Source organism: Lentzea miocenica, from assembly GCF_033949945.1.
Taxonomy (GTDB): Bacteria; Actinomycetota; Actinomycetes; order Mycobacteriales; family Pseudonocardiaceae; genus Lentzea; species Lentzea miocenica.
Window position 1 is genome coordinate 205,633 of record NZ_JAXAVW010000005.1, and the last position, 25,336, is coordinate 230,968.

The following is a 25,336-nucleotide window of genomic DNA, read 5'->3' on the forward strand; positions in this document are numbered from 1 at the left end:
AGATGCACCCGCAGTGGCACGTTAGTGCGTTCTTAGCTCCCGTTGACAACGTTGTCAGCAACGAGATAGTGGAGACCGTCCGGGAGTTGAGGGCGCGGGTGCTGTTCGACCGCGGTCGCCGCCCGGCGTTCCTGGCCGAGGACGGCCGGCACGTCGACGATCAGGACCTGGACCACGGTGCCTGGCACTTCGTCGCCCGCAAAGAGCCTGATGGGCCGCCTCTCGGGTACATCAGGCTGTCGACACCGGCGACGGGGGAGCTCTACCAGTCCCGCGCATTCCTCGGCGTTGCCGGTTATCTGCGGGTTCTGGGGGATGCCGGGGTGACGCCCGAGGAAACGTTTGAGCACAGCCGACTCGTGGTCGAGCATCGGGCCAGGAAACTGGGGCTCGGCGCATATTTGAACGCCGTCGCAATTGGCGCCGCGCACGCTCTGGGTGCGAAAGCGATGATTGGTACATCGGGCACCAAAGACGGGCAGCACGAGTTCCACGAGCGTTTTGGTTTCCGGTGTGTCGACGGAACACGCCGATACGTCGAGCAGTACACCGAAGACGTCGTCATCATGTTCCACGACGTGAGCAAGGGCGCCGGCGAGTACCAGGACCTGGTCACGAAGGCCCGCGACGAGCTCCCGAAGCTGGTGGCGGTCGACCACGTTCCCGCCATCGCGACCAGTCACCGCAGACCCGAGCGGCTCAACGCCGGAGCGAACACCACGTCCTGGCAGCCGCTGTTGTTCACCCCCGCGGTCGCGACGGACCGGGACGCGTTGCGGACACTGTTGAACAGCGGCCAGGTTCGCGAGATCCACGACACCATCGACGCGCAGATCGACGAGCTGATCCGCAGCCGCGAGCCGTGGCTGCCACCCGCGGAGGACCTGGCGCAGCGCAAGAACGAGCAGCTGGGCGGGCTTTCCGAGTGGGAGTACGGCACCTGGGTGTACTACCCCTGGTCGCAACGGCTCGTGCACGTGCTGCCCCGCGAGGAGTTCCGGCTCGTCCGCACCGACCGCAACCGAGGCAAGATCGAGCGCCCGCAGCAGAGGACGTTGCTGGGCAAGAGGATCGGCGTCGTCGGGCTGTCGGTCGGCAACAGCGCCGCCGTCACGTTCGCGCTGGAGGGCATCGGCGGCAGCTTCAAGCTCGCCGACTTCGACGAGTTCGGGCTGTCCAACCTCAACCGCCTCCGCGCCGGCGTGCACCAACTCGGCGTCAACAAGGCGGTGATCTCGGCCAGGCAGATGTTCGAGATCGACCCGTACCTCGACATCGAGATCTTCACCGACGGCCTGACCAAGGCGAACCTGGAGAACTTCGTCGAACACCTCGACCTTCTCGTCGAGGAGTGCGACACCCCGTACGCGAAGATCGCCGCCAGGGAGGAAGCCCGCAAGCGCGGCATCCCCGTCGTCATGGACTGCAACGACCGCGGCATGCTCGACGTCGAACGGTTCGACGAGGAACCCGACCGGCCCCTGCTGCACGGCCTGATCGGCGACATCACCGCCGACGAGCTGGAGAACCTCACCAAACCGCAGAAGGTCGACCTCATCCTCGCCATGGTCGACGCGGAACGGATCAGCCCCGAGCTGCGCGCGTCGTTCGACGAGCTCGGCAAGACGCTCAGCAGCTGGCCGCAGCTCGCGTCCGGCGTGGCGCTCGGCGGCGCGCTGACCGCGGAGGTCGCCCGCCGGATCCTGCTCGGCGGCGAGTGCGCGTCCGGCCGGTTCTACGTGGACTTCGCCGAACTGATCACGCCCGCCACCAACACCGCCAGGAGCCTCGTGTGATCCCGGTGGCGTTGCGCGGAACCGGCGTCCACCTCCCCGAACGGATCGTCACCAACGACGACCTCGCGCGGATGGTCGACACGTCCGACGAGTGGATCACCAGCCGGACCGGCATCCGCGAACGGCGCTGGCTCGCACCGGACCGCGCGGTCTCGGACATGTGCGTCGACGCGGCACGCGACGCGATGGCGGCGGCCGGCACGACGGCCCAGCAGCTCGACGTGATCATCGTCGCCACCTACACCTGGGACCAGCCGCTGCCGTCCACGGCGTTGATCGTCAAGGAGGCACTCGGAGCACACCGGGCGTTGACGCTCGACGTCACGCAGGCGGCGTGCGCGAACGGCGTGCAGGCGTTGCTGCTCGCGGCACACCTCCTGCAGTCCTCGGCCGCCCGCACGGCGCTGGTGATCGCGGCCGACTGCGCCAGCCGCGTCACCGATCCACAGGAACGCACCACGCGGATCTTCTTCGGCGACGCGGCCGGAGCGGCGGTCCTCACGGAAGGCGACGGCGGCAGCGGCCTGCTGTCGTGGGACTTCGGCTCCGAACTGTCCTACGACGTGCAGATCAAGGCGGGCGGATCGAAGCTGCCCACGTCCGAGACGACGGTCGCCCAGCGCGAACACTTCCTCGCGATGAACGGCAGGGCGGTCTGGGACACCGCGACGAGGTGGCTGCCCGACAGCATCCTCACCGCGGCGGCGAACGCGCAGGTGCCGATCGAGCGGATCGACCACTTCTTCCTGCACCAGGCCAACCTGCACATCGTCAACGCCGCGCTGGAGAAGCTCGGCGTCCCGGCGGACAAGGCGCCCGTCACGCTCGACAGACTCGGCAACACCGGGTCGGCCGGCGTGTTCACCGCCCTGCACGCGAGGTTCGGCGAGCTGCGGCGCGGCGACGTGTTCGTGATGTCCGCGATCGGCGCCGGGTTCCAGTGGGGAACCCTCTGCTTCCGGCACTAAAAGCAGTTGCTTCGCCTGTCAGGCCCGGTGTTGCATGCATGGACACCGGGCCCGGCGGGAGTGGTCGATGCACGACGGCGAGATCGCGACGGACGTGTCCCTTGTGGACGAACTCGTCCGCACGCAGTTCCCGCGCTGGCACGGCCTCCCGATCACCCAGCTCGAACACGGCGGCACGGACCACGCGATCTACCGCCTCGGCGACGAACTCGCGGTGCGGCTTCCGCGCATCGAGTGGTCCAGCGGACAGGCCGAACGGGACGCGGCGACGTTGCCGAAGCTCGCCCCGCACCTCCCGGTCGCCGTGCCGGAACCGCTGGAACTGGGCGAGCCCACCGAGAACTACCCGTACCGCTGGTCGGTCGTGCGCTGGCTCAGCGGCGACATCGCGACGATCGGCGAGGTCAGCGAGACCACCGGGATCCGGCTGGCGGAGCTGGTCCAGGCGCTGCACGGGATCGACACCGCGGTCGAGGCGTGGACCACCTACCGAGGCCGTCTCGACCACGCCAGCAGCGACGACCGGGTGCGCGAGTCCATCGCCGAACTCGGCAACGACCCGAGACTGCTCGCGCTGTGGCGGGAAGTGCTCGATGCGCCTCACTGGGACCAACCAGCGCGATGGCTGCACGCCGACCTCCACGAGGGCAACCTGCTCTTCACCGACCGCGAGCTCACCGGCGTGATCGACTGGGGTTGCGCCGCCGTCGGAGATCCCGCGGGTGACCTGATGACCGCGTGGCTGTTCCTCGACGAACGCGGCCGCAGGGCGTTCCGGCGAGAACTCGCCGAGTTCGACGACGCCACCTGGCTGCGCGCGCAGGGCTGGGCGCTGGAGCTCGCGGTCGTCGCGCTGCCGTACTACCGGGACACCAACCCGTTCCTCGTGGGCGTCGCCACCCGCACCATCGAGCAGCTACTGGCGGAACGCGCCGGGTGACCCGCCCGTCTCGCGGGTGAAGAACTTCGTGAAGTTGGTGGCCTCGCTGAACCCCAGCCGATACCCGATCGCCGCCGACGACAGATCGGTGTGCACGAGCAGGCGCTTGGCCTCCAACGCCACCCGCGCGTCGATCAACGCCTTCGCGGACTGACCGGTGGCGGCCAGGCAGATGCGGTTGAGGCTGCGCAACGAGTAACCGATCCGCGCGGCGTACTCGGCGGCGTTGCGCGTCACCGCGAACGAGCGCTCCAGCTCCTGCTGGAACCGTTCGAACCGGCCGTCCCCGTGTGAAGGATCGATGTCCGAGGGCAGGCGGGCGATGCGCAACAACAACGCGCCCAGCAACTGGCGGAGCAGGTCGACCGGCTCGTTCGTCAGCACGTTGCGGCGGTACTCCTGCTTGAGGTCCTGTACTGCACGCGTGATGACCGCTTGCTCAAGCTTGGGCACGGTTCGCCGCACCGGGCCGAACGGGCTGAGCAACGGCCGTGTGCCGTCCAGCGGCGGCGGGAACGCCGGGGTGAAAAGCACCATGAACACCTCCGCGTCGCCGTCGGGCAGGCGGAGCACCCGGCCGGGGCTGACGTGCAGCAGTGTGCCGGGCTCGCACGGGTGGTCCACGAAATCGACCATGGTGGTGGCGCTGCCCGCGGTGACCAGAAACAGCTGGTGGAAGTCGGTGCGGTGCACCTTGGTCAGCGTGTCGTCGGTGTACCTGCGCCGGAGCACGGCGAGGTCGACCACCTCGAGGCCCAGCTGGCCGCGGTCGGGGTTGCTGAAGCCGAAACTGGCGACCTGTCCACTTTTGACCATGGTGAGGCGTGATCCTACCTCGTCCGCCGCAGACCGGTGGGACATCTTTGGAGGCATGAACAACAAGGAACTCGTGCTCAAGGCCGCAGGCGAACTCTTCGGCGACAAGGATCCGTCCGCTGTGGACCGCTGGGTCGCACCGGACTACCGCCAGCACAGCGCGCTCATCGGCGACGGACCCGAGGCACTGCGCGGGCTCGTCGCGAACCTGCCGGAAGGCTTCCGCTACGAACTGGCCCGCGTGATCGGCGATGGTGATCTCGTTGCGCTGCACGGCATCTACCACGGCTTCGCGCCGGAACCGCTGGTCGCGTTCGACCTCTTCCGGGTGGTGGACGGCAAGCTCGCCGAGCACTGGGACGCGCTCACGCCCGTCGTTGCCGAAACGGCCAGCGGACGGTCCCAGACGGACGGTCCTGCCCAGCCGGCGAACGCCGACACCGAACAGTCCCGCGCGTTCGTCCGTGAGTTCGCGCAGCGCGTCTTGCAGGACGCCGACTACTCCGTGCTGACCGACTACATCTCCACCGAGACCTACCTGCAGCACAACCCCGAGGCCGCCGACGGGCTCACCGGGTTCGGCGCGGCCGCGGCGAAGTGGGCCGGCCAGGGCAAGAACCTCGTCTACAAGACGATCCACCAGGTGGTGGCGGAAGGCGATCTCGTGCTGCTGCAGTCCGAGGGCGAGTTCGGCGAGCCGGTGGCGTACTGGGACCTGTTCCGCGTGGAGAACGGCAAGATCGTCGAGCACTGGGACGTGCTCACCCCGATCCCGGCCGAGCTGCCGCACACCAACGGCCTGTTCTGACCACGATCACTTCTGGCCATGATCACCGCACTGCCGTTGCGCGACTACCGGAACGAGGTCGCGCTGGACGAGCCGTTCCACCCGCTCAGCCCGCCCGCACCTGCCCGCAGCCTCGGCGTGCTGACCGAGCAGGCGTTGCGGTTGCTCGGCGAGGACCCGTGGGTGGGCCGGTTCGCCCTCCCGCGCGGCCTCGCCGAGCAACGCCGCCACTTGCGGTCCGTGTTGACCGTGCGGGAACCGGCGCCGTTCGATCCCGAGCTGCTCGCTGTGCTCGACGCGGTGCTCGGCGGCGAACGCCAGCAACATCCGCTGGTCAACGCGCGATCACTGTCGGCGCCGATCGCGGTGTGGCGGGGCGACATCACGCGGCTGATGGCCGACGCGATCGTGAACGCCGCGAACGACGCCATGTTGGGCTGCTTCCAGCCGATGCATCCGTGCGTGGACAACGCGATCCACGCCGCGGCCGGTCCGCGGCTGCGCGAGGACTGCCACCGGATCATGGCGGCGCAGGCGGCGCCGGAACCCACCGGCATCGCGAAGATCACCCGCGGCTACCACCTGCCCGCTCCGTTCGTGCTGCACACCGTCGGGCCGATCGTGCGTGGGAAGGTGTTGCCAGCACACGAGAACGCGCTGGCCGACTCGTATCGCGCGTGCCTCGACCTGGCGGCGCAGGCCGGCCGGATCCGCACCATCGCGTTCTGCGGCATCAGCACCGGGATCTTCGGGTTTCCCAAGCGGCCCGCCGCGCGGATCGCGATCAGCACCGTCCAGGACTGGCTCGCCGCGCATCCCGGCCGGCTCGACCGGGTCGTGTTCGCGACCTTCAGCGACGAGGACGAAGACGCCTACCGGGAGTTGCTGTGACGTTCGAACGCTGGCTGGACGAGTCGGATCGGGTACTGGTGGCGGCGGGTGCGGGACTGTCGGCCGCCGCTGGTTACGACTACTCCGACACCGAACGGTTCGCGGAGCTGTTCCCGGCGCTGCACCGGAAAGGTCTGTGGGCGCGGTATCAGTTGATCGGATTGCCGCTGCCGCCAAGGCTTTTGTGGGGCTACTGGTCCGTGCACGTCGACGACATCAGGTTCGACCCCGCGCCGAACCCGCTGTACCAACGGCTGCGCGCACTCGTCGGCGAGCGTGACAACTTCGTGCTGACGTCCAACGTCGACGGGTTGTTCGCACGCAACGGTTTCGGTGACGTGTGGTCACCGCAGGGCGATTACGGGCGCTACCAGTGCGAAACGCCGTGCACCCGCGAGACGTGGGAGAGCAGGCCGATCGTCGAGGCGGCGCTGGCCACCTACGACGCGGCGAACGGTGAGGTGTCGGCCGTGCCGTCGTGCCCGCGCTGCGGCGGGCCGGTGTTCCTCAACGTCCACAAGGGACCCGAGTACGTCCCTGACCACTACGCGCCTGATGGGCGGCGGTTGCGGGAGTGGCTGGGCGGCGACGGCCGGCTGCTCGTGGTCGAGATCGGCGCCGGGTTCAGCACCCCGGCGGTGATCCGCTGGCCGGTGGAGTCGCTGGTGCGCGGCGTGCCCGGTGCGCGGCTGGTGCGGATCAACCGGGACAACGCCGAGGTGCCTTCAGACCTCGACGCTCTGGCGGTGCGGGCCGACGTGACGGAGGTGCTGGCGTGAAGATCATGGCCGCTGTGGTGAGTGAGCGGCACGGGGAGTTCGAACTCCAGGACGTGCTGCTGGCCGAGCCCCGCGAGGGCGAGGTGCTCGTGCGCGTCGTCGCGACCGGCATCTGCCACACCGACTCCATCACCCGGCACGGCGACCTGCCGTTCCCGTTGCCCGGCGTGCTGGGGCACGAGGGCGCCGGGGTGGTGGAGGCCGTCGGGCCTGGTGTGGCAGGGGTGGGGGAGGGCGACCACGTGGTGCTGGGCTGGCCGTGGTGCGGTGAGTGCCGCAACTGCCTGGACGGCCAGCCGCGCTACTGCCTGCGGCTGGGCGACCTTCTCGTCGGTGGCGGCCAGGCCTTGCGCAGGCTCGACGGATCACCGTTGGCCAGCCACTTCTTCGGTCAGTCGTCCTTCGCAACGCACGCTGTTGTGCCGTATCGCGGTCTGGTGCCGGTGGACACCTTGCTGCCGCTGGACCTATTGGGACCGTTGGCGTGTGGGCTGTCGACCGGCGCGGGTGCGGTGTTGAACGTACTGCGACCGCACGCTGGTTCGTCCATTGTCGTCTACGGCGTCGGCACGGTCGGGCTGGCCGCGGTCATGGCCGCACGCAACAGTGGCGCGACCCAGATCATCGCCGTCGACCGGCACGAGGCGCGGTTGCGGGCCGCGCTGAGGTACGGCGCGACCGAGGTGGTCAACGCGAGCGTGGACGATCCGGTGGCCGCGGTGCACGAGATCTGTGCGGGGCCCGCGGACTTCAGCCTGGAGTGCACCGGCGTGGTGGCGGTGTGCCGGCAGGCCGTGGACTCGGTGGGCATGCGCGGCGTCTGCGCTCTCATCGGCGGTGCGCCCGCGGGGGCGCGGGTGGAGCTCGACCACCTCAGCACGTTGTGGGGCAAGCGGATCGTCGGTGTCCTCGGCGGTGAGGGCCGGAGCGTTCCGTTGATCACGACGCTACTGGACCTGCACCGGCAGGGCAGGTTTCCGTTCGATGAACTGGTGACGCACTTCCCGTTCGAGCGGATCACCGAGGCGATCAAGGCGGCGGAGGCGGGCGAGGTCGTCAAACCCGTGCTGCGGATGCCATAGCAGGCAGCGCCATCCGCGAACTGGCGTAATGCGCCCCGCCATCTGGGGTCATTCGTCAGGTTACGTAAGTGAGAAAGTTTCACCACCCCTCTCGACGGCGCCCGCGGTTTGTGCGTACGGTGAGCGCGCACTAACCGTACCGGTCAGTAGTAACCTAGCTGAATTCCTTTCTCCCCACCCCTGCAGGGTGAGGAAGTGAGCGCAGTGAACATGCCGTCGGATCGAGAACGGGTGCTGTGTCTTAGTCCGTTCAGCACCCCCAACCCGGCCCTCGTGGTCGCCGCCGCACGGGCGGGCGCGCTCGGCGTGCTCGACCTCGGGCCGGACGCCGCCGCCGATCTTGCGCGTGTCGCCGCGCGTGACCCGCGCGCGTTCGCGGTGAGACTGCACGGCCCGCTGGCGGTAGCACTGCCGGACGCCGTCGACACCGTCGTAGTGGATCTCGTTCGGCATGTCCCGAACCTGGCTGAGCTGGGCGAACGCCGCGTTCTGGCGGTGGTCACCTCGGTGGCCGAGGCTGTTGCGGCGATCGAGTTCGGGGCAGGCGGCCTGATCGCGAAGGGTGCCGAGGCAGGTGGCCGAGTGGGTGGTTCGCCCGCGTTCGTGTTGCTCCAGCAGGTGCTCGCGCTGACCGATCTGCCGGTCTGGGTGGCCGGTTCGATCGGCCCCGACACAGCTGCCGCGGCGATCGCCGGTGGCGCGCGCGGAGTGGTGCTGGAAGGCCAGCTCACGCTAGTCGCAGAGGCTCGAAAACACATTTCCGGTGAAATTGTGAACGCGGTCCGGCTGATGGACGGCGCCGACACCGTTGTGAACGCCGGGTTGCGTGTGCATGTTCGTCAGAACACGCTCGAAATTGGTCAAGAAGGCGCGTTCGCCGAATTCTATCGCGTCTCGTTTGGGACCGTCGGTGGTGTCGTAGGCGCGATTCAGCGGGCGATTCGCGACAATCTCACCCTGGGGGGTGAGAGCCGCTCGATCCGGGCCGGCGGGCCGTTCTGCGACCGCGTGCCCGGCCTGCGCTACCCGATCGCGCAGGGCCCGATGACCCGCGTCAGCGACCAGCCCGCGTTCGCCGCCGCCGTCGCCGAAGGTGGCGCGCTGCCGTTCCTCGCGCTCGCGTTGATGGACGGCGCGGCGGTCCGCGAACTCCTCGAACAGACGTCGGAAAAGCTCGGCGACCGGCCGTGGGGCGTCGGCCTGCTCGGGTTCGCGCCGCCAGAGCTGCGCGCGAAGCAGATGGAAGCCGTGCTGGCGGTCCGGCCGAAGTACGCGATCGTCGCCGGCGGCACGCCCGCGCAGGCGCGTGAGCTGGAGGCCGCCGGCATCGAGGCGTTCCTGCACGTGCCGTCGCCCGCGCTGCTGCGCCGATTCCTCGACGAGGGCGCGCGCAAGTTCGTCTTCGAAGGATCGGAGTGCGGCGGGCACACCGGCCCTCGAACCAGCTTCACGTTGTGGCAGCAGCAGATCGACGTCCTGCGCGGTCGTGAGAAGGACGTTGTCGCGTTGTTCGCCGGTGGCATCCACGACGCCCGCTCGGCCGCGATGATCTCCGCGATGACCGCACCGATCGCGGCACGGGGTGCGGCGGTCGGCGTTCTCGTCGGCACGGCCTACCTGTTCACCGAGGAAGCCGTCACGCACGGCGCGATCCAGCCGGTGTTCCAGCAGGTCGCGCTGGAGTGCGAGGACACGGCACTGCTGGAGACCTCGCCCGGCCACGCGGTCCGCTGCGCCCAGACGTCCTATGTGGACACGTTCGAGCAGGCCAGGGCCGAGCTCACCGGCCTGTCGAAGCAGGAGAGCTGGGAGCGGCTCGAACAGCTCAACCTCGGCCGGCTCCGGCTCGCCAGCCGCGGTCTCGTCCGCGACGAGGAGGGCCTGAAGGCGGTCGGCGAGGACGAACAGCGCCGCGAGGGCATGTTCATGATCGGTCAGGTCGCGACGCTGCGCTCGGAGCGCACCACGATCGCCGACCTGCACGAGGACATCGTGGCCGGTCTGCTGCCCGAGACCACCGTGGACAGCGCAGAACAGGAGCCGCTGGACGTCGCCATCGTCGGCATGGCTGCGATCATGCCGGGCGCCCGGGACGTGGCCGAGTTCTGGGCGAACGTGCTGGCGGGCACCGACTCCATCACCGAGATCCCGCCGGACCGCTGGTCGCCCGAACGCTACGGCAGCCCGTTCAAGTGGGGCGGGTTCATTCCGCGCACCGCGTTCGACCCGTTGGCGTACGGCATTCCGCCCGCCTCGCTGACCTCGATCGAACCCGCGCAGCTGCTGGCGCTCGAAGTGTCGGCGCAGGCGCTGAAGGACGCGGGATACGCGACTCGCGTGTTCGACCGCGAACGCACGTCCGTGATCTTCGGGGCCGAGGCCGGTGCCGATCTCGCGAACGCCTACACGGTCCGCACCGCGTTGCCCGCCCTGGGAATCCGCGGCCTGGAGGACCACCTGCCCGCACTGACCGAGGACTCGTTCCCCGGCGTGCTCGGCAACGTGATCTCCGGCCGGGTCGCGAACCGGCTGGACCTGGGCGGCGCGAACTACACCGTCGACGCAGCCTGCGCGTCCAGCCTCGCCGCGCTCGACGTGGCGTGCAAGGAACTCGTCGGCGGCACCAGCGACATGGTCCTGTGCGGCGCGGTCGACCTGCACAACAGCGCGCACGACTACCAGATGTTCGCCTCGGTGAAGGCGTTGTCCGCCAAGGGCCGTTGCGCCACGTTCGACTCGGCGGCGGACGGCATCGCGCTCGGCGAGGGTGTGGCGTGTGTCGTGCTGAAGCGGCTGGCCGACGCCGAACGCGACGGCGACCGGGTCTACGCGGTGATCAAGGGCATCGGTGCGTCGAGTGACGGCCGGTCGATGGGCCTCACCGCGCCACGTCCGGAAGGCCAGCAACGGGCGTTGCGCCGTGCTTACGCCGCAGCGGGTCTGCCGGTGACCGAGGTCGGGCTGGTCGAGGCGCACGGCACCGGAACCGTGGTGGGCGACCGGACCGAGCTGGCCGCGCTCACCGAGATGTTCTCCAGCGTCGAACCGGGCACCTGCACGATCGGGTCGGTGAAGTCGCAGATCGGGCACACCAAGTGCGCCGCCGGCCTGGCGGGCGTGATCAAGGCTTCGCTCGCCGTGCACACCGGTCTGCGGCCCGGCACGCTGCACGTCAAGCAGCCCAACGCGTTCTGGGACGCGCGGACCAGCCCGTTCGCGTTCGGCCACCGCACGTGGGCGAGCAAGCACCGGGTCGCGGGCGTGAGCGCGTTCGGGTTCGGCGGCACGAACTTCCACACCGTGCTGGCGGGCTACACCGGCGCCGACGAACCACGCCACGGGCTGACCCGGTGGCCTGCCGAGCTGTTCCTGATCCGCGGTGATGATCAGGCTGCGGCACAACGGGAAGCGGCTCGGCTGAATGCGCTCGTCGATGCCAGGACACCGTTGCGGTCACTCGCCGCGGCGTGTGGCGAAGGCACGATTCAGGCGGCGTTCGTGGTGAGCGATCACTCGGGCCTGGTGAAGGCGCTCGCGGACGTCGAGGCCTGGCGTTCCAGCGACGTCGTCCGGTTGCGCGGGGGAGAGCGGCCGAAGATCGCGTTCCTCTACCCCGGTCAGGGCAGCCAGCGGCCGGGCATGCTGCTCGACCTGGTCACGGCATTCCCGCGGCTGCAGGACTTCGTGGACGCCCGGTACGAGCGGGTGATGTACCCGCCGGCCGCGCTGACCGCCGAGGACGTCGCCAGGCAACGCGCGGAGATCACCGACACGCGGATGGCCCAGCCGACGCTCGGCATCGCAGGACTCATGGTCACCGCGCTGCTGGACTCCGTTGGCGTGCGGCCGGATCTGGCCGGTGGCCACAGCTACGGCGAACTCGTCGCGTTGTCGGCCGCGGGTGTGTTCGGTGCGGACGAGCTGCTCGAACTGAGTGCGGCCCGCGCCGAGGCGATGCTGGAGGCCGTCGGGGAGGACCCCGGCACGATGGCCGCGGTGTCCGCGCCGCTGGCCTCGGTGGAGGCGTTGCTGCCGGCGGACGTCGTGGTGGCCAACCACAACGCGCCCGACCAGGTCGTGATCTCGGGTGCGACGGCCGCCGTGGAGAACGCCGTCGAGGTGTTGCGGACCGCCGGGCTGAGCGTGAAGAGCATCCCGGTCGCCGCCGCGTTCCACAGCCCGCTGATGGCGGGTGCCCGTGACCGGTTCGCGGATCGTCTCGCGGCCGTTTCCCTTGGGGAGACGCGTTTTCCGGTGTGGTCGAACGTGACCGCCGAACCCCACGCGGACGTGCGGGACGGACTGTCCGCGCAGCTCGCGGGCCGGGTGCGGTTCGTGGACCAGATCGAGTCGATGTACGCGGCGGGCGCGCGGATCTTCGTCGAGGCCGGGCCGGGCGGGGTGCTGACCTCGCTGGCCGGCAAGACCCTCGGCGACCGGCCGCATCAGGCGTTGCGGTGCGACGACCACGCGACGTTCCTGCGCACGCTCGCGGAACTCGCGGTCGCCGGCGTCGAGGTGGACGCCGCGCCGCTGTTCGAGGACAGGGCCGAACCCGCCACGGTCGCGCCGCCGCGGCCGGGCTGGTACGTGGATGGAGGTCTCGTGCGGGACGCGAACGGCGACGCTTTGCCCGGCGGGCTGCGGCCCGCGACGGAGTTCCCGACGCTCAGGGTGGGAGCCGGGCTGGGGCGCGACGAGATCATCGAGAAGTTCCTGGACGGCATGCGGGACGCGGTCAGCGCCCAGCGCGACGTGCTGTTGAGCTACCTCGGCACCGCGCCCGCCTCGGCTCCGGCGCCGATGCCGGTGATCGAGCACGCCGTCGCCGCCGCTGCCCCGGTTCCGGTGGCCAAGGCGCAGGAGGACGTGGGCGCGGTCGTGCTCCGGACGATCAGCAACCGCACCGGCTACCCGGTGGAGATGTTGCAGCCGGGGCTGGACCTGGAAGCCGACCTGTCGATCGACTCGATCAAGCGGACCGAGATCGTGGGCGAGCTGGTGGCCGAACTGGGCGCGTCGGGGTCGGTGGACGAGCTGGCGCAGCTCAAGACCATCGAGGGGATCGTCGGCTGGTTCGGCGCCGCGTCCACCCCCGCGGCACCTGCCAGGGACGTCAGGGCAGTGGTGTTGCGGACCATCAGCACGCGCACGGGCTACCCGGTGGAGATGCTCCAGCCGGGGCTGGACATGGAAGCCGACCTGTCGATCGACTCGATCAAGCGCGCCGAGATCGTGGGCGAGCTGGCCCAGGAGCTGGGTGCGGTGGGCGAGGTCGACGAGCTGGCCCAGCTGAAGACGATCGACGGGATCGTCGGCTGGTTCGGCGAGACCCCGGCCGTCCCGGCCGCTCCTCCCGCTCCGGCCATCACGAGCGGCACCGGGCGTCTCGTCCGGCTGGTGCCGCAGGTGGTGGCGGCGGAACCGGCGGACCCCGTCGACCTGACCGGCAAGACCGTGCTGATCATCGACGACAACGGCATCGGCCTGGAGCTCGCGGACCTCATCGAGCGGCACGCCGTGCGTCCGCGCATCGAGCCGGTGTTGCCGGACGATCTGAGCGGCATCGACGTCGTGGTCCGGCTCGGGGCACGGTTGCCCGAGGCGTTCAGCGAGGTCAAGGCGTGCGTGACCAACGGCGTGAACCTGCTCGTGGTGACCACGGGCGGCGGCACGTTCGGTTTCGATCACACGCCGGACGAACTGCCCGCGGACATCGGCCTGCACGGCCTGATCCGCACGGCCGCGCTGGAGTACCCGGACCTCGTGGTGCGCGCGGTCGACGTGAACTCCAAGGAGAGCCACCGCGACATCGCCACCGCGCTGCTCGCCGAGATCGGCCCCGGACCGGCCGTCGTTGGCTACCACGCGGGCAGGCGGCAGGTCATCGAAGCGGTTCCGACGGAACTCGCCAAGAGCACTCTCAGCCTCAACGCCGACAGCGTGGTGCTGCTGACCGGCGGCGCCCGTGGCATCACCGCCCTCGCTGCCACGGAACTCGCCGAACGCACCGGCTGCCACATCGAGCTGATCGGCCGCACCCCGATCGCGCCGGAGGACCATCGCCTCGGCCACGCCACGACCGAGCCCGAACTCGTGAAGGCGTTGTTCGAGCTGGGCGAGAAGGACAACGTGCCGGCGAAGGCGCGCAAGGTGCTCGCCGAACGTGAGGTCCGCCAGACCATGGAACGCCTGCGCGCCAAGGCATCCTCAGTGCGGTACCACGAGTGCGACGTCACCGACACCGAAGCCGTCCAGGCGGTGCTCGACGACATCAAGGCCAGGTTCGGCCGGATCGACGGTGTCATCCACGGCGCGGGCGTGCTGGACGACAAGCTGATCGAAGCCAAGACCCAGGAGTCGTTCGACCGGGTCTGGACGACGAAGGTCAACGGCGCCAAGGCGTTCACGGACGGCTTCCTGGTGCTGTTCGGCAGCGTCAGCGGGGTGTTCGGCAACCGCGGCCAGGCCGACTACTCGGCCGCGAACGACGCGCTGGACCGGATGGCCAGGTTCTGGGGCACCCAGCGGCGGGTCGTCGCCGTCGACTGGGGCCCCTGGGCCGGCGCGGGCATGGCCGTCGGGCTCGCCGACGAGTACGCGCGCCGCGGCATCCCGTTGATCGAGCCGCGGCAAGGTGTCGACGCGTTGCTGAACGAGATCTTCACCGGTGAGGACGTGCAGGTGGTCTACCGATGGGAGGCATAGCGATCGTCGGGATCGGCGCCGTCTTCCCCGGTGCCCCCGACGCGTCGGCGTTCTGGCGCAACATCGCGGCCGGTGTCGACTCCATCGGGCAGATCCCGCCCGGCCGCTGGGACCCGGCGACCTACTACGACCAGGGCAGCACCACCGGCGACAGGTTCTACTGCCGCAAGGGCGGGTTCGTCGACGACCTGGCGGAGTTCGACCCGACCAGGTTCGGCATCATGCCGTCCACTGTGGACGGCGCGGAACCGGACCAGCTGCTCGCTCTCGCCACGGCCGCCGAAGCCATCGCGGACGCGGGCGGCGAGGCGAGCCTTCCGTCGCGCGACCGGGTCGGCGTCGTCGTCGGTCGCGGTGGTTACCTCACACCCGGCTGCGCGCGCCTCGACCAGCGAGTGCGGCTCGCGGACGAGGTCGTGTCGGTCGTTCGCGATCTCTTCCCGAATCTCGCTGGCGCGGACCTCGACACGGTTCGCCAGGCCATCCGCGACAAGCTCGGACCGGAGCAGCCGGAGTCGTCGATCGGCCTGGTCCCGAACCTCGCGGCGTCACGGATCGCGAACCGGTTCGACCTCAAGGGCACGGCGTACACGGTCGACGCGGCCTGCGCGTCCGGCCTGGTCGCCGTCGAGCACGCCGTCCGCGAGCTCCAGGAGGGCCGCGCGGACGCCATGCTCGCCGGGGCCGTGCACGTCTGCCACCACCCGACGTTGTGGAGCGTCTTCACGCAGCTCAGGGCGTTGAGTCCGAGCGAGCGCATCCGGCCGTTCGACGCCGCGGCGGACGGCACGCTGCTGTCCGAAGGCGTCGGCATGGTCGTGTTGAAGCGACTGGAGGACGTCGGCGACGAGCGCGTCTACGCGGTGATCCGCGGTATCGGCACCGCCAGTGACGGCCGGGCGACGAGCATGATGACGCCCAATCCCGAGGGCCAGCTCCTTGCCGTGCAACGGGCCTGGGCCAGCGCGAACCTCGACCCGCACCGTGACGCTCCCGGCTTGATCGAGGCCCACGGCACCGCGACGCCCGCCGGTGACGCCGCCGAACTGGCCACGATGATCAACGCGTTCGGCGCGGAAGGCGACGAGATCGGCATCGGCACGGTGAAGTCGATGATCGGCCACGCCATGCCCGCCGCCGGGATGGCCGGGCTGATCAAAGCCGCACTCGCGTTGCACCACAACACGTTGCCGCCCACGCTCAACGTCGAGAACCCGCATTCGTCCCTCGCCGGGACCAGGTTCACGCCGGTCAGCGAAGCCCGCGCGTGGAGCGGACCGCACCGCGCGGTCGTCAACGCGTTCGGGTTCGGCGGGATCAACGCACACGCCGTCCTCGACGGTCACACCATTGCCAAGCCGCGCAAGCCAGTCATGACGTTCGCCGCCGACACCGCCGAAGAATTGGCCGCGGCGCTCAAAGAACGCCGCGTCTCCAACGCTGACCGCGCGTTCCGGCTGGCCATCGGCAACCCCGACGACCGCAAGCTCAAGCTCGCCGAACGCGTCCTCGCCCAGGGCAAGGCGTGGCCGGGCCGGCACGACATCTGGTTCTCCCCGCAACCGCTGCTGACCAGCACGGACCAGGTCGCCTTCCTGTTCCCGGGCTTCGAGCGGGAGTTCAGCGGCGAGGTCGTCGACCACGCCGTCCAGCTGTTGCAGGACGGCCGCCGCGAGGCCCGCGAACTGATGGCGCTCGGCATCATCCCCGGCGCGCTCGCCGGACACAGCATGGGCGAGTGGACCGCGATGGTCGTCGGTGGCATCTACCCGACGATCGACGAGTTCGTCTCCGCGCTCGGCCCCGGCGCGGTCGCCGTTGTCGACATCGCTTACGCCGCACTGGGTTGCTCCGCCGACACCGCCGAACAGCACCTCGTCGACGGCGTGACGATCAGCCACGACAACTGCCCGCACCAGTCGGTGATCTGCGGCCCGATCGACAGGCTCGAAGAGGTCATCGCGACTCTCAAGGCCAGTGGGGTCATGGCCCAGCTGATGCCGTTCCGCACCGGCTTCCACACCCCGGCGCTGGCCCCGTACCTGGGGCAGGCCAGGGAGATGCTCGACCGGCTGCCGGTCCGCGCCTCGGACATCCCGGTGTGGTCGGCGAACTCGCTCGAACCCATGGCCGCCGGCGAGGTCCGCGAACTGGTCCTGCGCCACCTGGTCGAACCGGTCAAGTTCCGGCCGCTCCTGCAACGCATGCACAGCGCGGGTTTCCGCGCGTTCGTCCAAATCGGACAGGGCAGCCTGCCGGGGTTCGTCGGCGACACGCTGTCCGACCAGCCGCACGTCGCGGTGAACGCCGACATCGCGCCGGAAGCGTTGTGGGCGTTCGGGCTCAAGCGCGGCACGGCGCACAAGGTCAAGCTCAGGCTCGGCACGCCGAGGATCAAGCTCGACCCGCTGAGCACCGAGCCGGTGCTGGTCGCCGACGACAGCCCGATGTCGGCCGCGGTCAACAAGCTCCTGGCCCACACCAACGCCGTGGCGCGCGAGGTCGTCGGCGCGCTCAGGCCGAACGAGGCCGGGTTCACCCGCGAGTTCTCGCTCAGGACCATGCCGGAACTGGTGGACCACTCGGTGTTCCCGCAGCCGCCTGGCTGGCCGGACCTCGCCGACGGGTTCCCGATCGTGCCCGCGACCGGCCTGCTGGAGGTGTTCGCGGACGCCGCGCGCAGGCTCACCGGCGGCACCGTGCACGGGTTCACGCAGGTCAAGGCCAAGCGCTGGCTGACGGCCCTGCCCGCGTCCACGGTGAAGATCTCCGCCCGCGCGGACGGCCAGGATCGCGTCGTGGTGAGGGTCGGCGACTACGCCGAGGGCGTCGTGCTGATGGCGCCGGTCGCGAAACAGCTGGTCGGCAAGGAACTCGAAGGCGTCCGCGAGGCGCCGGTCACCGCCGCCGAGCTGTACGAGGACAACTGGATGTTCCACGGCCCGGCGTTCGCGGGCGTGACGAAGATCGACTGCCTGGCGGACAACGGGATCGCCGGCGTGCTCACCCCGTTGCCCGCACCGGGTGCGTTGCTGGACAGCGCCGGACAGCTGATCGGGCACTGGATGCAGGTCATGCACACGGTCGACCAGACCGTGCTGCCGACCGGGATCGAACAGGTGTCGTACCACGGACCCGTGCCCACAGGTGATGTCCAGTGCACGGCCTGGATCCGTTCGGTGACCGCCCAGGAGATGGTCGCCGACGCCGAGCTGACCGTGCACGGCGAACTGTGGTGCCGGATCACCGGCTGGACCACCCGCCGGTTCACCACGGACGACCGGATCTGGCAGGTCAAGCTCAAGCCGGGCACCGAGATGCTGTCCACTCAGGACGACGAATGGCTGCGGGTGAGCGAGAACTGGTCCGACAGCGCGACCCGCGACCTGATCATGCGCCGCTACCTGAACTCCGCGGAGAGACGGCACTACGGCGGGCTGGACGTGCCCGCTCAACGCGACTGGCTGCTGCGCGTGATCGCGATGAAGGACGCCGTGCGCGCCTGGCTGTGGGACCGCGGCGCAGGGCCGATCTACCCGGCGGAGCTGACCGTGGACGCCGACGTCCGGGTGCGCGGTGCGTTCGCCGTCCCGCAGATCGAGGTTTTGGCTGAACCAGGGCGCGCCGCGGCCCGAGTGCGAACGGAGAAGTGATGGACGAGGTGCTGCAGCAGGTCGCCAAGATGATCACCGAGGTGGTCGGGCCCGACTTCCTGCTGGGCGTGGAGATCACCCGCGACACGACGTTCAGCGACGACCTGGGTCTGGAGTCGATCGAGTTCGTGGCGCTGGCGGACAAGCTCAACGCCCACTACGGCGTCGACCTCGTGGGGTTCCTGGCGGACATGGACATCGACGAGATCATGGCGATGTCCGTCGGCCGGCTCGTCGACCACATCACGGCTCGTGTCTGACGTTCAAGCCCGGGGGTTGCGCTTCCACGTGCAGCGGCTCGGGCCAGAACAGGCACCCACCGTGGTCTTCGTGCACGGCCTGGTGATGGACAACCTGTCCAGCTTCTACTACACGCTCGCCGCGCCGCTGGCCCAGGCCGGGTTCGGCACCGTGCTGTTCGACCTGCGCGGCCACGGCCTGTCCGAACGACCTCCCTCCGGTTACACGCCGGAGGAAGGCGCGGAAGACCTCGTCGCCGTGCTGGACGGGATCGGCGTGACCGAGCCGGTCTACCTGCTGGGCAACAGCTACGGCGGCGTGGTCGCGATGCACGCGGCCGTCCAGGCTCCCGAACGGGTCGGCGGCGTCGTGCTCGTCGAGTCGGCGGTCGGCGGCGTGGTCGGCGACGCGTGGTTCGAGGACATCACGAACACGCTGACGGTCGCGGCCCTCGGGCTGGAGTTCGACCGGACGCAGGACCAGCTGATGGCCCTGGGCCAGCGCAAGATCGCGAAGCTCGCGGTCAACGCCAACGCGTTGCTCAACGGCACGACGCTGATCGACGACCTGGGCTCCGGCGCGAAGCTCGACCTGACCCAGGTGCGGTGCCCGGTGCTCGGGGTCTACGGCGCCGAGTCCGAACTGATCGGGGCGGCGGCCGAACTCCAGGAACGGATCCCGTCCTGCCGGCTGCACGTCGTCTCCGGCCTGGGACACACCGTCCTGCGCGAAGCGACGGCCGAACTGCTCGACGTGCTGCTGGACTGGTTGCCGTCATGAGCCGGTTCCTGTTCGTGGTGCCGCCGCTGACCGGCCACGTCAACCCGACCGCCTCCGTGGGTGGCGAGCTGTTGCAGCGCGGGCACGAGGTGGCCTGGGTCGGGCATCCGGGCACGCTCGCGCCACTGTTGCCGGACAACGCGCAGGTCTTCCCGGCGATCGACGACGTGCTGGAAGCGGACATCCGGGCGAAGCGGGAACGGTGGCTCGCGTTGCGCGGGATGGCGGTGCTCAAGTTCTTCTGGGAGGAGTTCCTCATCCCGCTCGGGCACGCGATGGTGCCCGGTGTCTCCAGCGCCGTCACGAGGTTCGAGCCGGATCTGATCGTCGCCGACCAGCAGGCACTCGCCGGGCCGCTGGTGGCACAGCACGCCTACCTGCCGTGGGCGACCTCCGCCAGCACGTCCGCCGAGCTGATCAATCCGTTGAGGACGATGCCGAAGGTCGACGCCTGGGTGCGTGACCTGCTGCACGACTTCGCGGGTGGTGACATCAGGTTCTCCACCCGGCTGGTGCTGGTCTACAGCTCGAAAGCGTTGGTGGCGGGGGAGTTCGGCGGGGAAGTGGCCTTCGTCGGCCCCGCGCTGGCACACCGCGTGGAACGGGTGGACTTCCCGTGGGAGCGGCTCACCGGGCAACGGCGGGTGCTCGTGTCGCTGGGGACCCTGAACGGCCCGGCCGGCGAGCGCTTCCTCGGCCAGACCCTCGACGCGGTCGCCGGCCTGGACGTCCAGGTGATCATGGTCGCCGAACCGCGACCCGCCCCGCCGAACGTCCTGATGCTGCCGTCCGTGCCGCAGCTCGCGTTGATGCCGCACCTGGACGCGGTCGTCACGCACGGCGGCCACAACACGGTGTGTGAGGCGCTGGCGCAAGGGTTGCCGCTGGTCGTGGCACCGATCCGGGACGACCAGCCGACTGTCGCCGCCCAGGTCGTGGCGGCGGGCGCGGGCGTCCGGCTGACCTACTCGCGGGCACGGTCCGCGGACATTCGCAGCGCGCTGGAGTCCGTGCTGGACGAGCCGGAGTACGCGGCCGCCGCGGAACTGGTGCGGGAATCGTTCTTGGCGGCGGGCGGCGCGGCAGCCGCGGCCGACCGACTGGAGAAGGTGGTGGCCGGGTGATCCTTACCGTGCTGGTGGTGCTGGTCGTTCTCGTGGACGTCCTGCGCCTGCGTGCCCGCGCGTCCAAGCTGCGAGTGCTCGCCACGGGCGCGGGCGAGCACTCGCTTCTCACCGCCACGGGAGTCCATCCCGAGGGTTCGTGGGAGACCGACGCCGACCTGGTGGATCTGGTGCCGCGCGACCTGCCGACGGTCGCCGCCTTGGACCTGCTCGGCGCGTTCGACCCGGCCAAGTACCGCGAAGACCAGTGGGCGCGCGGAATCAGCGCGTCGCAGGCCGTTCTGGTGCGGGACGAGTACAAGGACGACGTCGACCCGGACGACCCGACCGAGTTCGTGGCGTTCGTGCGCGGGGTCAAGGACCACGTGAACGCGAAGGTCGACATCGCGGTCGCGCCGGGGCTCAAGGCCGGGCCGTACGACCTCGGGTACCGCGCGGCGACGTTGCGGCAGCTGGGAAAACGGCCGTCGCTGTGGATCGCGGGCTCGGTCATCGGGTACGCGACCGTCGTGGCCGCGCTGATCACGAACTGGCAGTGGGGACTCGTCGCGCTGGCCGCCTACTGGGCGCAGCCGCTCCTGGTGTTCGCCGGAACGCCGCTGCGGCCGCGTGACCTGTGGGTGCCGCGGTTCCTGCGCACGCCGTACCTGTGGTTCAAGACGGCCGGTGGCAAGAAGTCCACTGCCGAACGCCGCCAGGCCGAGCACCTCGAGCAGGCGGCGCCCTGGTACCAGCAGAACCGCGACCGCGACTTCCACGAGAACCGCCGTGACAACTGCCCGGCGTGCGGGAGCACCGACCTGCGCCTGTGGGTCACCGCGACGGACCTGGTGCAGCGCAAGCCCGGCACGTTCACGATGGACCGGTGTGTCCGATGTGGACATGTCTGGCAGAACCCGCGGCTGTCCGAAGAGGGCTTGGGCTTCTACTACCGCGACTTCTACGACGGTCTCGGCGAGACCTCGGCGGAGGCGGTGTTCTCCGGCAAGACCGAGCCCTACTACGGCCGGGCACGCATGGTCGAGCCGTTCACCAAGCCCGAACGGTGGCTGGACGTCGGTTCCGGGCACGCGCACTTCTGCCTGGGCGCCAAGGAGGTCCTGCCCCAGACGAGGTTCGACGGGCTGGACCAGGGCGCGGCCATCGAGGAGGCGGCGAAGCTCGGCCGGATCGAGCAGTCCTACCGGGGCAGCTTCAAGGAGTTCGCAGGCGAGCTCAAGGGCCGCTACGACGTGATCAGCATGCACCACTACCTGGAGCACGTGCGGGATCCGTGGGAGGAGCTCGACATCGTCGCGGACGTGCTGCCCGACGGCGGCTACCTGCTGATCGAGCTGCCGGACCCGGAATGGCGGCTCGGCCGGTTGTTCGGCAAGTACTGGATGCCGTGGTTCCAGCCGCAGCACCAGCACATGATGCCGATCGGCAACCTGGAACACGCGCTCGCCGACCGCGGACTGACCACAGTGGCCACCGAACGCGCGAAAGCCCACCTCTGCAACGACTTCACACTCGCGCTGCTGTTGTGGCTGGGCAACGTCGCGCCCCGCACGCCGGCACCGTGGCGGCCGGAGAAGGTCAGGCTCAGGCGGACCCGGAGCTTCCTGGTGTGGTCGCTGGGCATTCCGGCGTTCTTCGTCGCGATGGCGCTGGACCAGACGGTGAACCGGTTCCTGGCGAGCCGCACCGGCAACGGCAACGCCTACCGGCTGTTGGCGCGAAAGGCATGATGGACATCGCGGACAGGCCTGAGGTCGCGCCGGAGCTCAGGCTGGTGCCGCACGCGTTCCGGCGCACGTTCGGACGTGCCGCCAGCGGGGTCTGGTACGCGCCCGGCGTGCTGAACCTGCTCGGCGGCGCCGTGAAGGTGCACGCCAAGTGGGGCGCGATCGTCGCGGGCGATCGGCGTGACGACGGCAGGCTCGAACTCGTGTCGGTGAACCGGCCGACCGAACGGGCGCTGCTGCCGTCCGGCGAGATCCCGGCCTGGGCGGCTCCGGTGGCCGGCAGCGAAGGCGGCGCCACGCTGATGTGCAGCGTTGATCTCCCACGGGGGAGTGGTTTGTCGGCGGGCGAGGCGCTGCGCACGGCCGTGGGACTGGCGCTGAGGGATCTTGCGGGATCTCACTACGAGGAGCCACCGGCTGTTGAGCTGGACCTGCCCGGTCAACGGCTGCTCGTCGTCGACACGCGGGTCCGGCGTGAAGAACCGCAGGTAGAACGGCCGTACGCGGGACAAACCGAGGACCTCGGGGCGGCGTTGACGGCCTACCACCACGCCCAGAACCCGGATCCCGAACAGGACGCGGTGGTCACCGCCGCGGTCCAGGCCGGTGCACGGGGCGCCAGCATGCTGGTCGACCCGCCGGGCAGGCCCGCTGTCGTTCTCGTCGACGCGGACCTGGTCCCGGCGGTGAAGAAGGCGATCACGAAGGCGGTGGAGGTTCCTCCCCGTTACCTCACGATCGTTCCCGCTCTCTTCAGAACTGCGGCTTTACGGTGAACTCGGCCCGGCGCAGGTCCTTCGAGTTCGGGCCCACCAGGAGGACGAACTCGCCGGGCTCGACCACGCGGGTGCCGTGCTGGTCGACGATCGTGCAGTCGGCGACCGGGAGCTCGATGTCGACCTTCGCGGTCGCGCCGGGCTCCAGGTCGACCTGCCTGAAGGTCTTGAGCTCCTTGTCCGCCCAGCTCACCGACGTGACGGCGTCGCTGACGTAGACCTGCACGGTCTCGCGGGACGGCCGGGAGCCGGTGTTGGTCAGCGTGATCGACGCCTTGACCGTCTCGTCCGGCCGCAGCACCGCCGTCTCCACGTGCAGGTCGCCGTACTCGACCGTGGTGTACGACAGGCCCTCGCCGAACGCGAACGCCGGTTCCTGCGTCAGGTCGGCGTACCGCGTGCCGTGCTGGCCGCGGATCTGGTTGTAGTACGTCGGCTGCTGTCCGGCGTGCGCGGCGAACGAGATCGGCAGCCGGCCGCTGGGCTCGACCAGGCCGTGCAGCACCTCGGCGATCGCGCGACCGCCCTGCATGCCGGGGTTCGCGACCCACAGCAGCGCGGCGGCGTCGCGCGCGGACTCCGGCAGCACCAGCGGCTTCGAGGCGAGCAGCACGACGATCAGCGGCTTGCCGGTCGCGGCGAGCGCGTCCAGCAGCGCGATCTGGCCGCCGAGCAGTTCGAGCGTGGCGGTGGACCTGCCCTCGCCGACCAGTTCGATGCGGTCACCGACGACGGCGACCACGTAGTCGGCGTCCTGGGCGTGAGCGACTGCCTCGGCGATGAGCTCGGGGTCCGGCGCGCAGGCCTGGACGACGGGAGGGCGCGGCTGACCGTCCGGGAACGTGTCGCCCTCGGGATCCGGTTCGAGCGTGAGGATGTCGGCGCCACGGGCGTAGGTGACCTCGCCGCCGGACAGCTCGCGCAGGCCGTCCAGGACGGTGGTGATCATGTCGCGCGGCTGGCCGTCGGGCAGCCAGTCGGCCTGGCCGGACGAGCCCGCCCAGTCGCCGAGCTGGGTCTGCGCGTCGTCCGCGAGGGGGCCGACGAGCGCGATCCTGCCCTTCGGGTTCTGCAACGGCAGCACGCCGTCGTTGCGCAGCAGCACCAGCGAACGACGCGCGACCTGCAGGTTCAGCGCCACGTGCTCGTCGTGGTTGATCATCACGCGCTGGCGTTCGGTGTCGGGCCTGCGCGGGTTCTCGAACAGGCCGAGGTCGAACTTGAGCGTCAGGATGCGGGTCACCGCGCGGTCGAGGTCCTCCTCGGCCAGCAGGCCGTCCTCGACGGCCTGCAACGCGCCCTCGAAGAACCGCGGGGTGGTCATGATCATGTCGTTGCCGGCCTTGACCGCGGCCGCGGCGGCGTGGGCGTAGTCGGGCTGCAGCTTCTGCTCCCAGACCATCCGGCCCACGTTGTCCCAGTCGGTGATCAGGGTGCCCGTGTAGCCCCACTCGCCGCGCAGGACCTCGTCGAGCAGCCACGAGTTGACCGTGATCGGCACACCGTCGGTGCTCTGGTAGCCGAGCATGAACGTCGCACAGCCCGCGCGGGCGACCTTCTCGAACGGCGGCAGGAACCACGACCGCAGCTTGCGCCGTGACAGGTCGGCCTCGCTCGCGTCCCTGCCGCCCTGGGTTTCCGAGTAGCCGGCGAAGTGCTTGGCGGTCGCGAGGATCGCCGTCGGGTCCTGCAGGCCGTCGCCCTGGTAACCGCGGACCATCGCCGCCGCGAGCTCTCCGATCAGCACCGGGTCCTCGCCGAACGTCTCGTCGACGCGGCCCCAGCGCAGGTCCCGCGTGATGCACAGGACGGGGGAGAACGTCCAGTGCACGCCGGTCGCCGCCGCCTCGACAGCGGTGACGCGCGCGACCTGCTCGACGAGGTCCGGGTCCCACGACGCGGCCATGCCGAGCTGGGTCGGGAAGATCGTCGCGCCCTCGTGGAACGAGTGGCCGTGGATGCAGTCCTCGGCGATGAGCAGCGGAACCCGCAGCCGGGTCCGGGTGGTGAGGTCGTGCGCGCGCAGCACTCGCTCCGGCGAGGTGTGCAGGATCGAGCCGACGTGCTTGCGCAGCACGTGGTCGTCCAGGTCCTCCCTCGAGTCCAGCTGCATCATCTGCCCGACCTTCTCGGGCAGTGTCATGCGGGTCAGGAGGTCGGCGACCCGTTCCGCAGTGGGCAGCGTGGCGTCGAGGTAGGGCACGTCGTCGCGATCCATGTGGTCTCCGAGAGGGCTCGTGCGGCGGCAGCGTTCGTGGGAGCGCTCTCA

Annotated in this window: 16 protein-coding genes; 14 read left to right on the forward strand and 2 right to left on the reverse strand. The window is 70.0% G+C overall.

Going from position 1 to position 25,336, the window contains the following annotated elements:
• Nucleotides 1-86 precede the first annotated feature (86 nt).
• The 3 genes from SK803_RS08370 to SK803_RS08380 all read left to right on the forward strand — a co-directional run bounded on the left by SK803_RS08370 (nucleotide 87) and on the right by SK803_RS08380 (nucleotide 3,704).
• Complete coding sequence (locus SK803_RS08370; RefSeq protein ID WP_319965233.1) at nucleotides 87-1,796, forward strand: ThiF family adenylyltransferase; 1,710 nt, start codon at nucleotides 87-89, stop codon at nucleotides 1,794-1,796.
• Nucleotides 1,793-2,764, forward strand: a complete 972-nt coding sequence (locus SK803_RS08375; protein WP_319965234.1) for a 3-oxoacyl-ACP synthase III family protein — start codon at nucleotides 1,793-1,795, stop codon at nucleotides 2,762-2,764. The genes SK803_RS08370 and SK803_RS08375 overlap by 4 nt, the downstream gene beginning before the upstream one ends.
• Nucleotides 2,765-2,831: 67 nt before the next feature.
• Nucleotides 2,832-3,704 (forward strand): aminoglycoside phosphotransferase family protein, encoded by an 873-nt coding sequence (locus SK803_RS08380; protein WP_319965235.1) that lies wholly within the window; start codon nucleotides 2,832-2,834, stop codon nucleotides 3,702-3,704.
• Here SK803_RS08380 and SK803_RS08385 read toward each other — a convergent pair.
• Nucleotides 3,681-4,520 carry a helix-turn-helix domain-containing protein gene (locus tag SK803_RS08385; RefSeq protein WP_319965236.1) on the reverse strand — a complete coding sequence of 280 codons (840 nt, stop codon included), beginning with the start codon at nucleotides 4,518-4,520 and terminating at the stop codon, nucleotides 3,681-3,683. The genes SK803_RS08380 and SK803_RS08385 overlap by 24 nt on opposite strands.
• A gap of 55 nt (nucleotides 4,521-4,575) precedes the next feature.
• On the opposite strand from SK803_RS08385, the gene SK803_RS08390 reads away from it, so the two are divergent.
• The 11 genes from SK803_RS08390 (at nucleotide 4,576) to SK803_RS08440 (ending at nucleotide 23,067) form a co-directional block, all read left to right on the forward strand.
• Nucleotides 4,576-5,328, forward strand: a complete 753-nt coding sequence (locus tag SK803_RS08390; protein ID WP_319965237.1) for a nuclear transport factor 2 family protein — start codon at nucleotides 4,576-4,578, stop codon at nucleotides 5,326-5,328.
• A gap of 18 nt (nucleotides 5,329-5,346) precedes the next feature.
• On the forward strand, nucleotides 5,347-6,198 hold the full coding sequence (locus SK803_RS08395; protein WP_319965238.1) for a protein-ADP-ribose hydrolase: 852 nt from the start codon (nucleotides 5,347-5,349) through the stop codon (nucleotides 6,196-6,198).
• Complete coding sequence (locus SK803_RS08400) at nucleotides 6,195-6,977, forward strand: SIR2 family NAD-dependent protein deacylase (RefSeq protein WP_319965239.1); 783 nt, start codon at nucleotides 6,195-6,197, stop codon at nucleotides 6,975-6,977. The genes SK803_RS08395 and SK803_RS08400 overlap by 4 nt, the downstream gene beginning before the upstream one ends.
• A 5-nt stretch (nucleotides 6,978-6,982) precedes the next feature.
• The gene (locus tag SK803_RS08405; RefSeq protein ID WP_319965293.1) at nucleotides 6,983-8,059 is read left to right on the forward strand and encodes an NAD(P)-dependent alcohol dehydrogenase; all 1,077 of its coding nucleotides are present in this window, start codon (nucleotides 6,983-6,985) and stop codon (nucleotides 8,057-8,059) included.
• Between the two features lie 195 nt (nucleotides 8,060-8,254).
• Entirely contained in the window at nucleotides 8,255-14,767 is a 6,513-nt protein-coding gene (locus SK803_RS08410) for an SDR family NAD(P)-dependent oxidoreductase (protein ID WP_319965240.1), read from the forward strand.
• Nucleotides 14,755-18,420, forward strand: a complete 3,666-nt coding sequence (locus SK803_RS08415; protein WP_319965241.1) for a beta-ketoacyl synthase N-terminal-like domain-containing protein — start codon at nucleotides 14,755-14,757, stop codon at nucleotides 18,418-18,420. Before SK803_RS08410 ends, SK803_RS08415 begins: the two co-directional genes overlap by 13 nt.
• A complete protein-coding gene (locus SK803_RS08420) occupies nucleotides 18,420-18,680 on the forward strand; it encodes an acyl carrier protein (protein ID WP_319965242.1) in 261 nt (86 codons plus the stop codon). The genes SK803_RS08415 and SK803_RS08420 overlap by 1 nt, the downstream gene beginning before the upstream one ends.
• A complete protein-coding gene (locus tag SK803_RS08425; protein ID WP_319965243.1) occupies nucleotides 18,673-19,440 on the forward strand; it encodes an alpha/beta fold hydrolase in 768 nt (255 codons plus the stop codon). Before SK803_RS08420 ends, SK803_RS08425 begins: the two co-directional genes overlap by 8 nt.
• Nucleotides 19,437-20,564: a glycosyltransferase gene (locus SK803_RS08430; protein WP_319965244.1), complete on the forward strand. Its 1,128-nt coding sequence runs from the start codon at nucleotides 19,437-19,439 to the stop codon at nucleotides 20,562-20,564. The genes SK803_RS08425 and SK803_RS08430 overlap by 4 nt, the downstream gene beginning before the upstream one ends.
• A complete protein-coding gene (locus tag SK803_RS08435; RefSeq protein WP_319965245.1) occupies nucleotides 20,561-22,294 on the forward strand; it encodes a class I SAM-dependent methyltransferase in 1,734 nt (577 codons plus the stop codon). Before SK803_RS08430 ends, SK803_RS08435 begins: the two co-directional genes overlap by 4 nt.
• Nucleotides 22,291-23,067 carry a hypothetical protein gene (locus SK803_RS08440; RefSeq protein ID WP_319965246.1) on the forward strand — a complete coding sequence of 259 codons (777 nt, stop codon included), beginning with the start codon at nucleotides 22,291-22,293 and terminating at the stop codon, nucleotides 23,065-23,067. Before SK803_RS08435 ends, SK803_RS08440 begins: the two co-directional genes overlap by 4 nt.
• On the opposite strand, the gene SK803_RS08445 is transcribed toward SK803_RS08440, so the two are convergent.
• Nucleotides 23,045-25,285: an exo-beta-d-1,3/1,6-glucosidase gene (locus tag SK803_RS08445; RefSeq protein WP_319965247.1), complete on the reverse strand. Its 2,241-nt coding sequence runs from the start codon at nucleotides 25,283-25,285 to the stop codon at nucleotides 23,045-23,047. The two genes, SK803_RS08440 and SK803_RS08445, sit on opposite strands and share 23 nt — an antisense overlap.
• Between the last annotated feature and the right edge of the window lie 51 nt (nucleotides 25,286-25,336).

Bases quoted from the DNA above. Each gene is read 5' to 3' on its own strand.
- SK803_RS08385 (WP_319965236.1), bottom strand. From the start codon at position 4,520: ATGGTCAAAAGTGGACAGGTCGCCAGTTTCGGCTTCAGCAACCCCGAC.
- SK803_RS08405 (WP_319965293.1), top strand. From the start codon at position 6,983: ATGGCCGCTGTGGTGAGTGAGCGGCACGGGGAGTTCGAACTCCAGGAC.
- SK803_RS08420 (WP_319965242.1), top strand. From the start codon at position 18,420: ATGGACGAGGTGCTGCAGCAGGTCGCCAAGATGATCACCGAGGTGGTC.
- SK803_RS08390 (WP_319965237.1), top strand. From the start codon at position 4,576: ATGAACAACAAGGAACTCGTGCTCAAGGCCGCAGGCGAACTCTTCGGC.
- SK803_RS08440 (WP_319965246.1), top strand. From the start codon at position 22,291: ATGATGGACATCGCGGACAGGCCTGAGGTCGCGCCGGAGCTCAGGCTG.
- SK803_RS08445 (WP_319965247.1), bottom strand. From the start codon at position 25,285: ATGGATCGCGACGACGTGCCCTACCTCGACGCCACGCTGCCCACTGCG.
- SK803_RS08415 (WP_319965241.1), top strand. From the start codon at position 14,755: ATGGGAGGCATAGCGATCGTCGGGATCGGCGCCGTCTTCCCCGGTGCC.
- SK803_RS08380 (WP_319965235.1), top strand. From the start codon at position 2,832: ATGCACGACGGCGAGATCGCGACGGACGTGTCCCTTGTGGACGAACTC.
- SK803_RS08430 (WP_319965244.1), top strand. From the start codon at position 19,437: ATGAGCCGGTTCCTGTTCGTGGTGCCGCCGCTGACCGGCCACGTCAAC.
- SK803_RS08395 (WP_319965238.1), top strand. From the start codon at position 5,347: ATGATCACCGCACTGCCGTTGCGCGACTACCGGAACGAGGTCGCGCTG.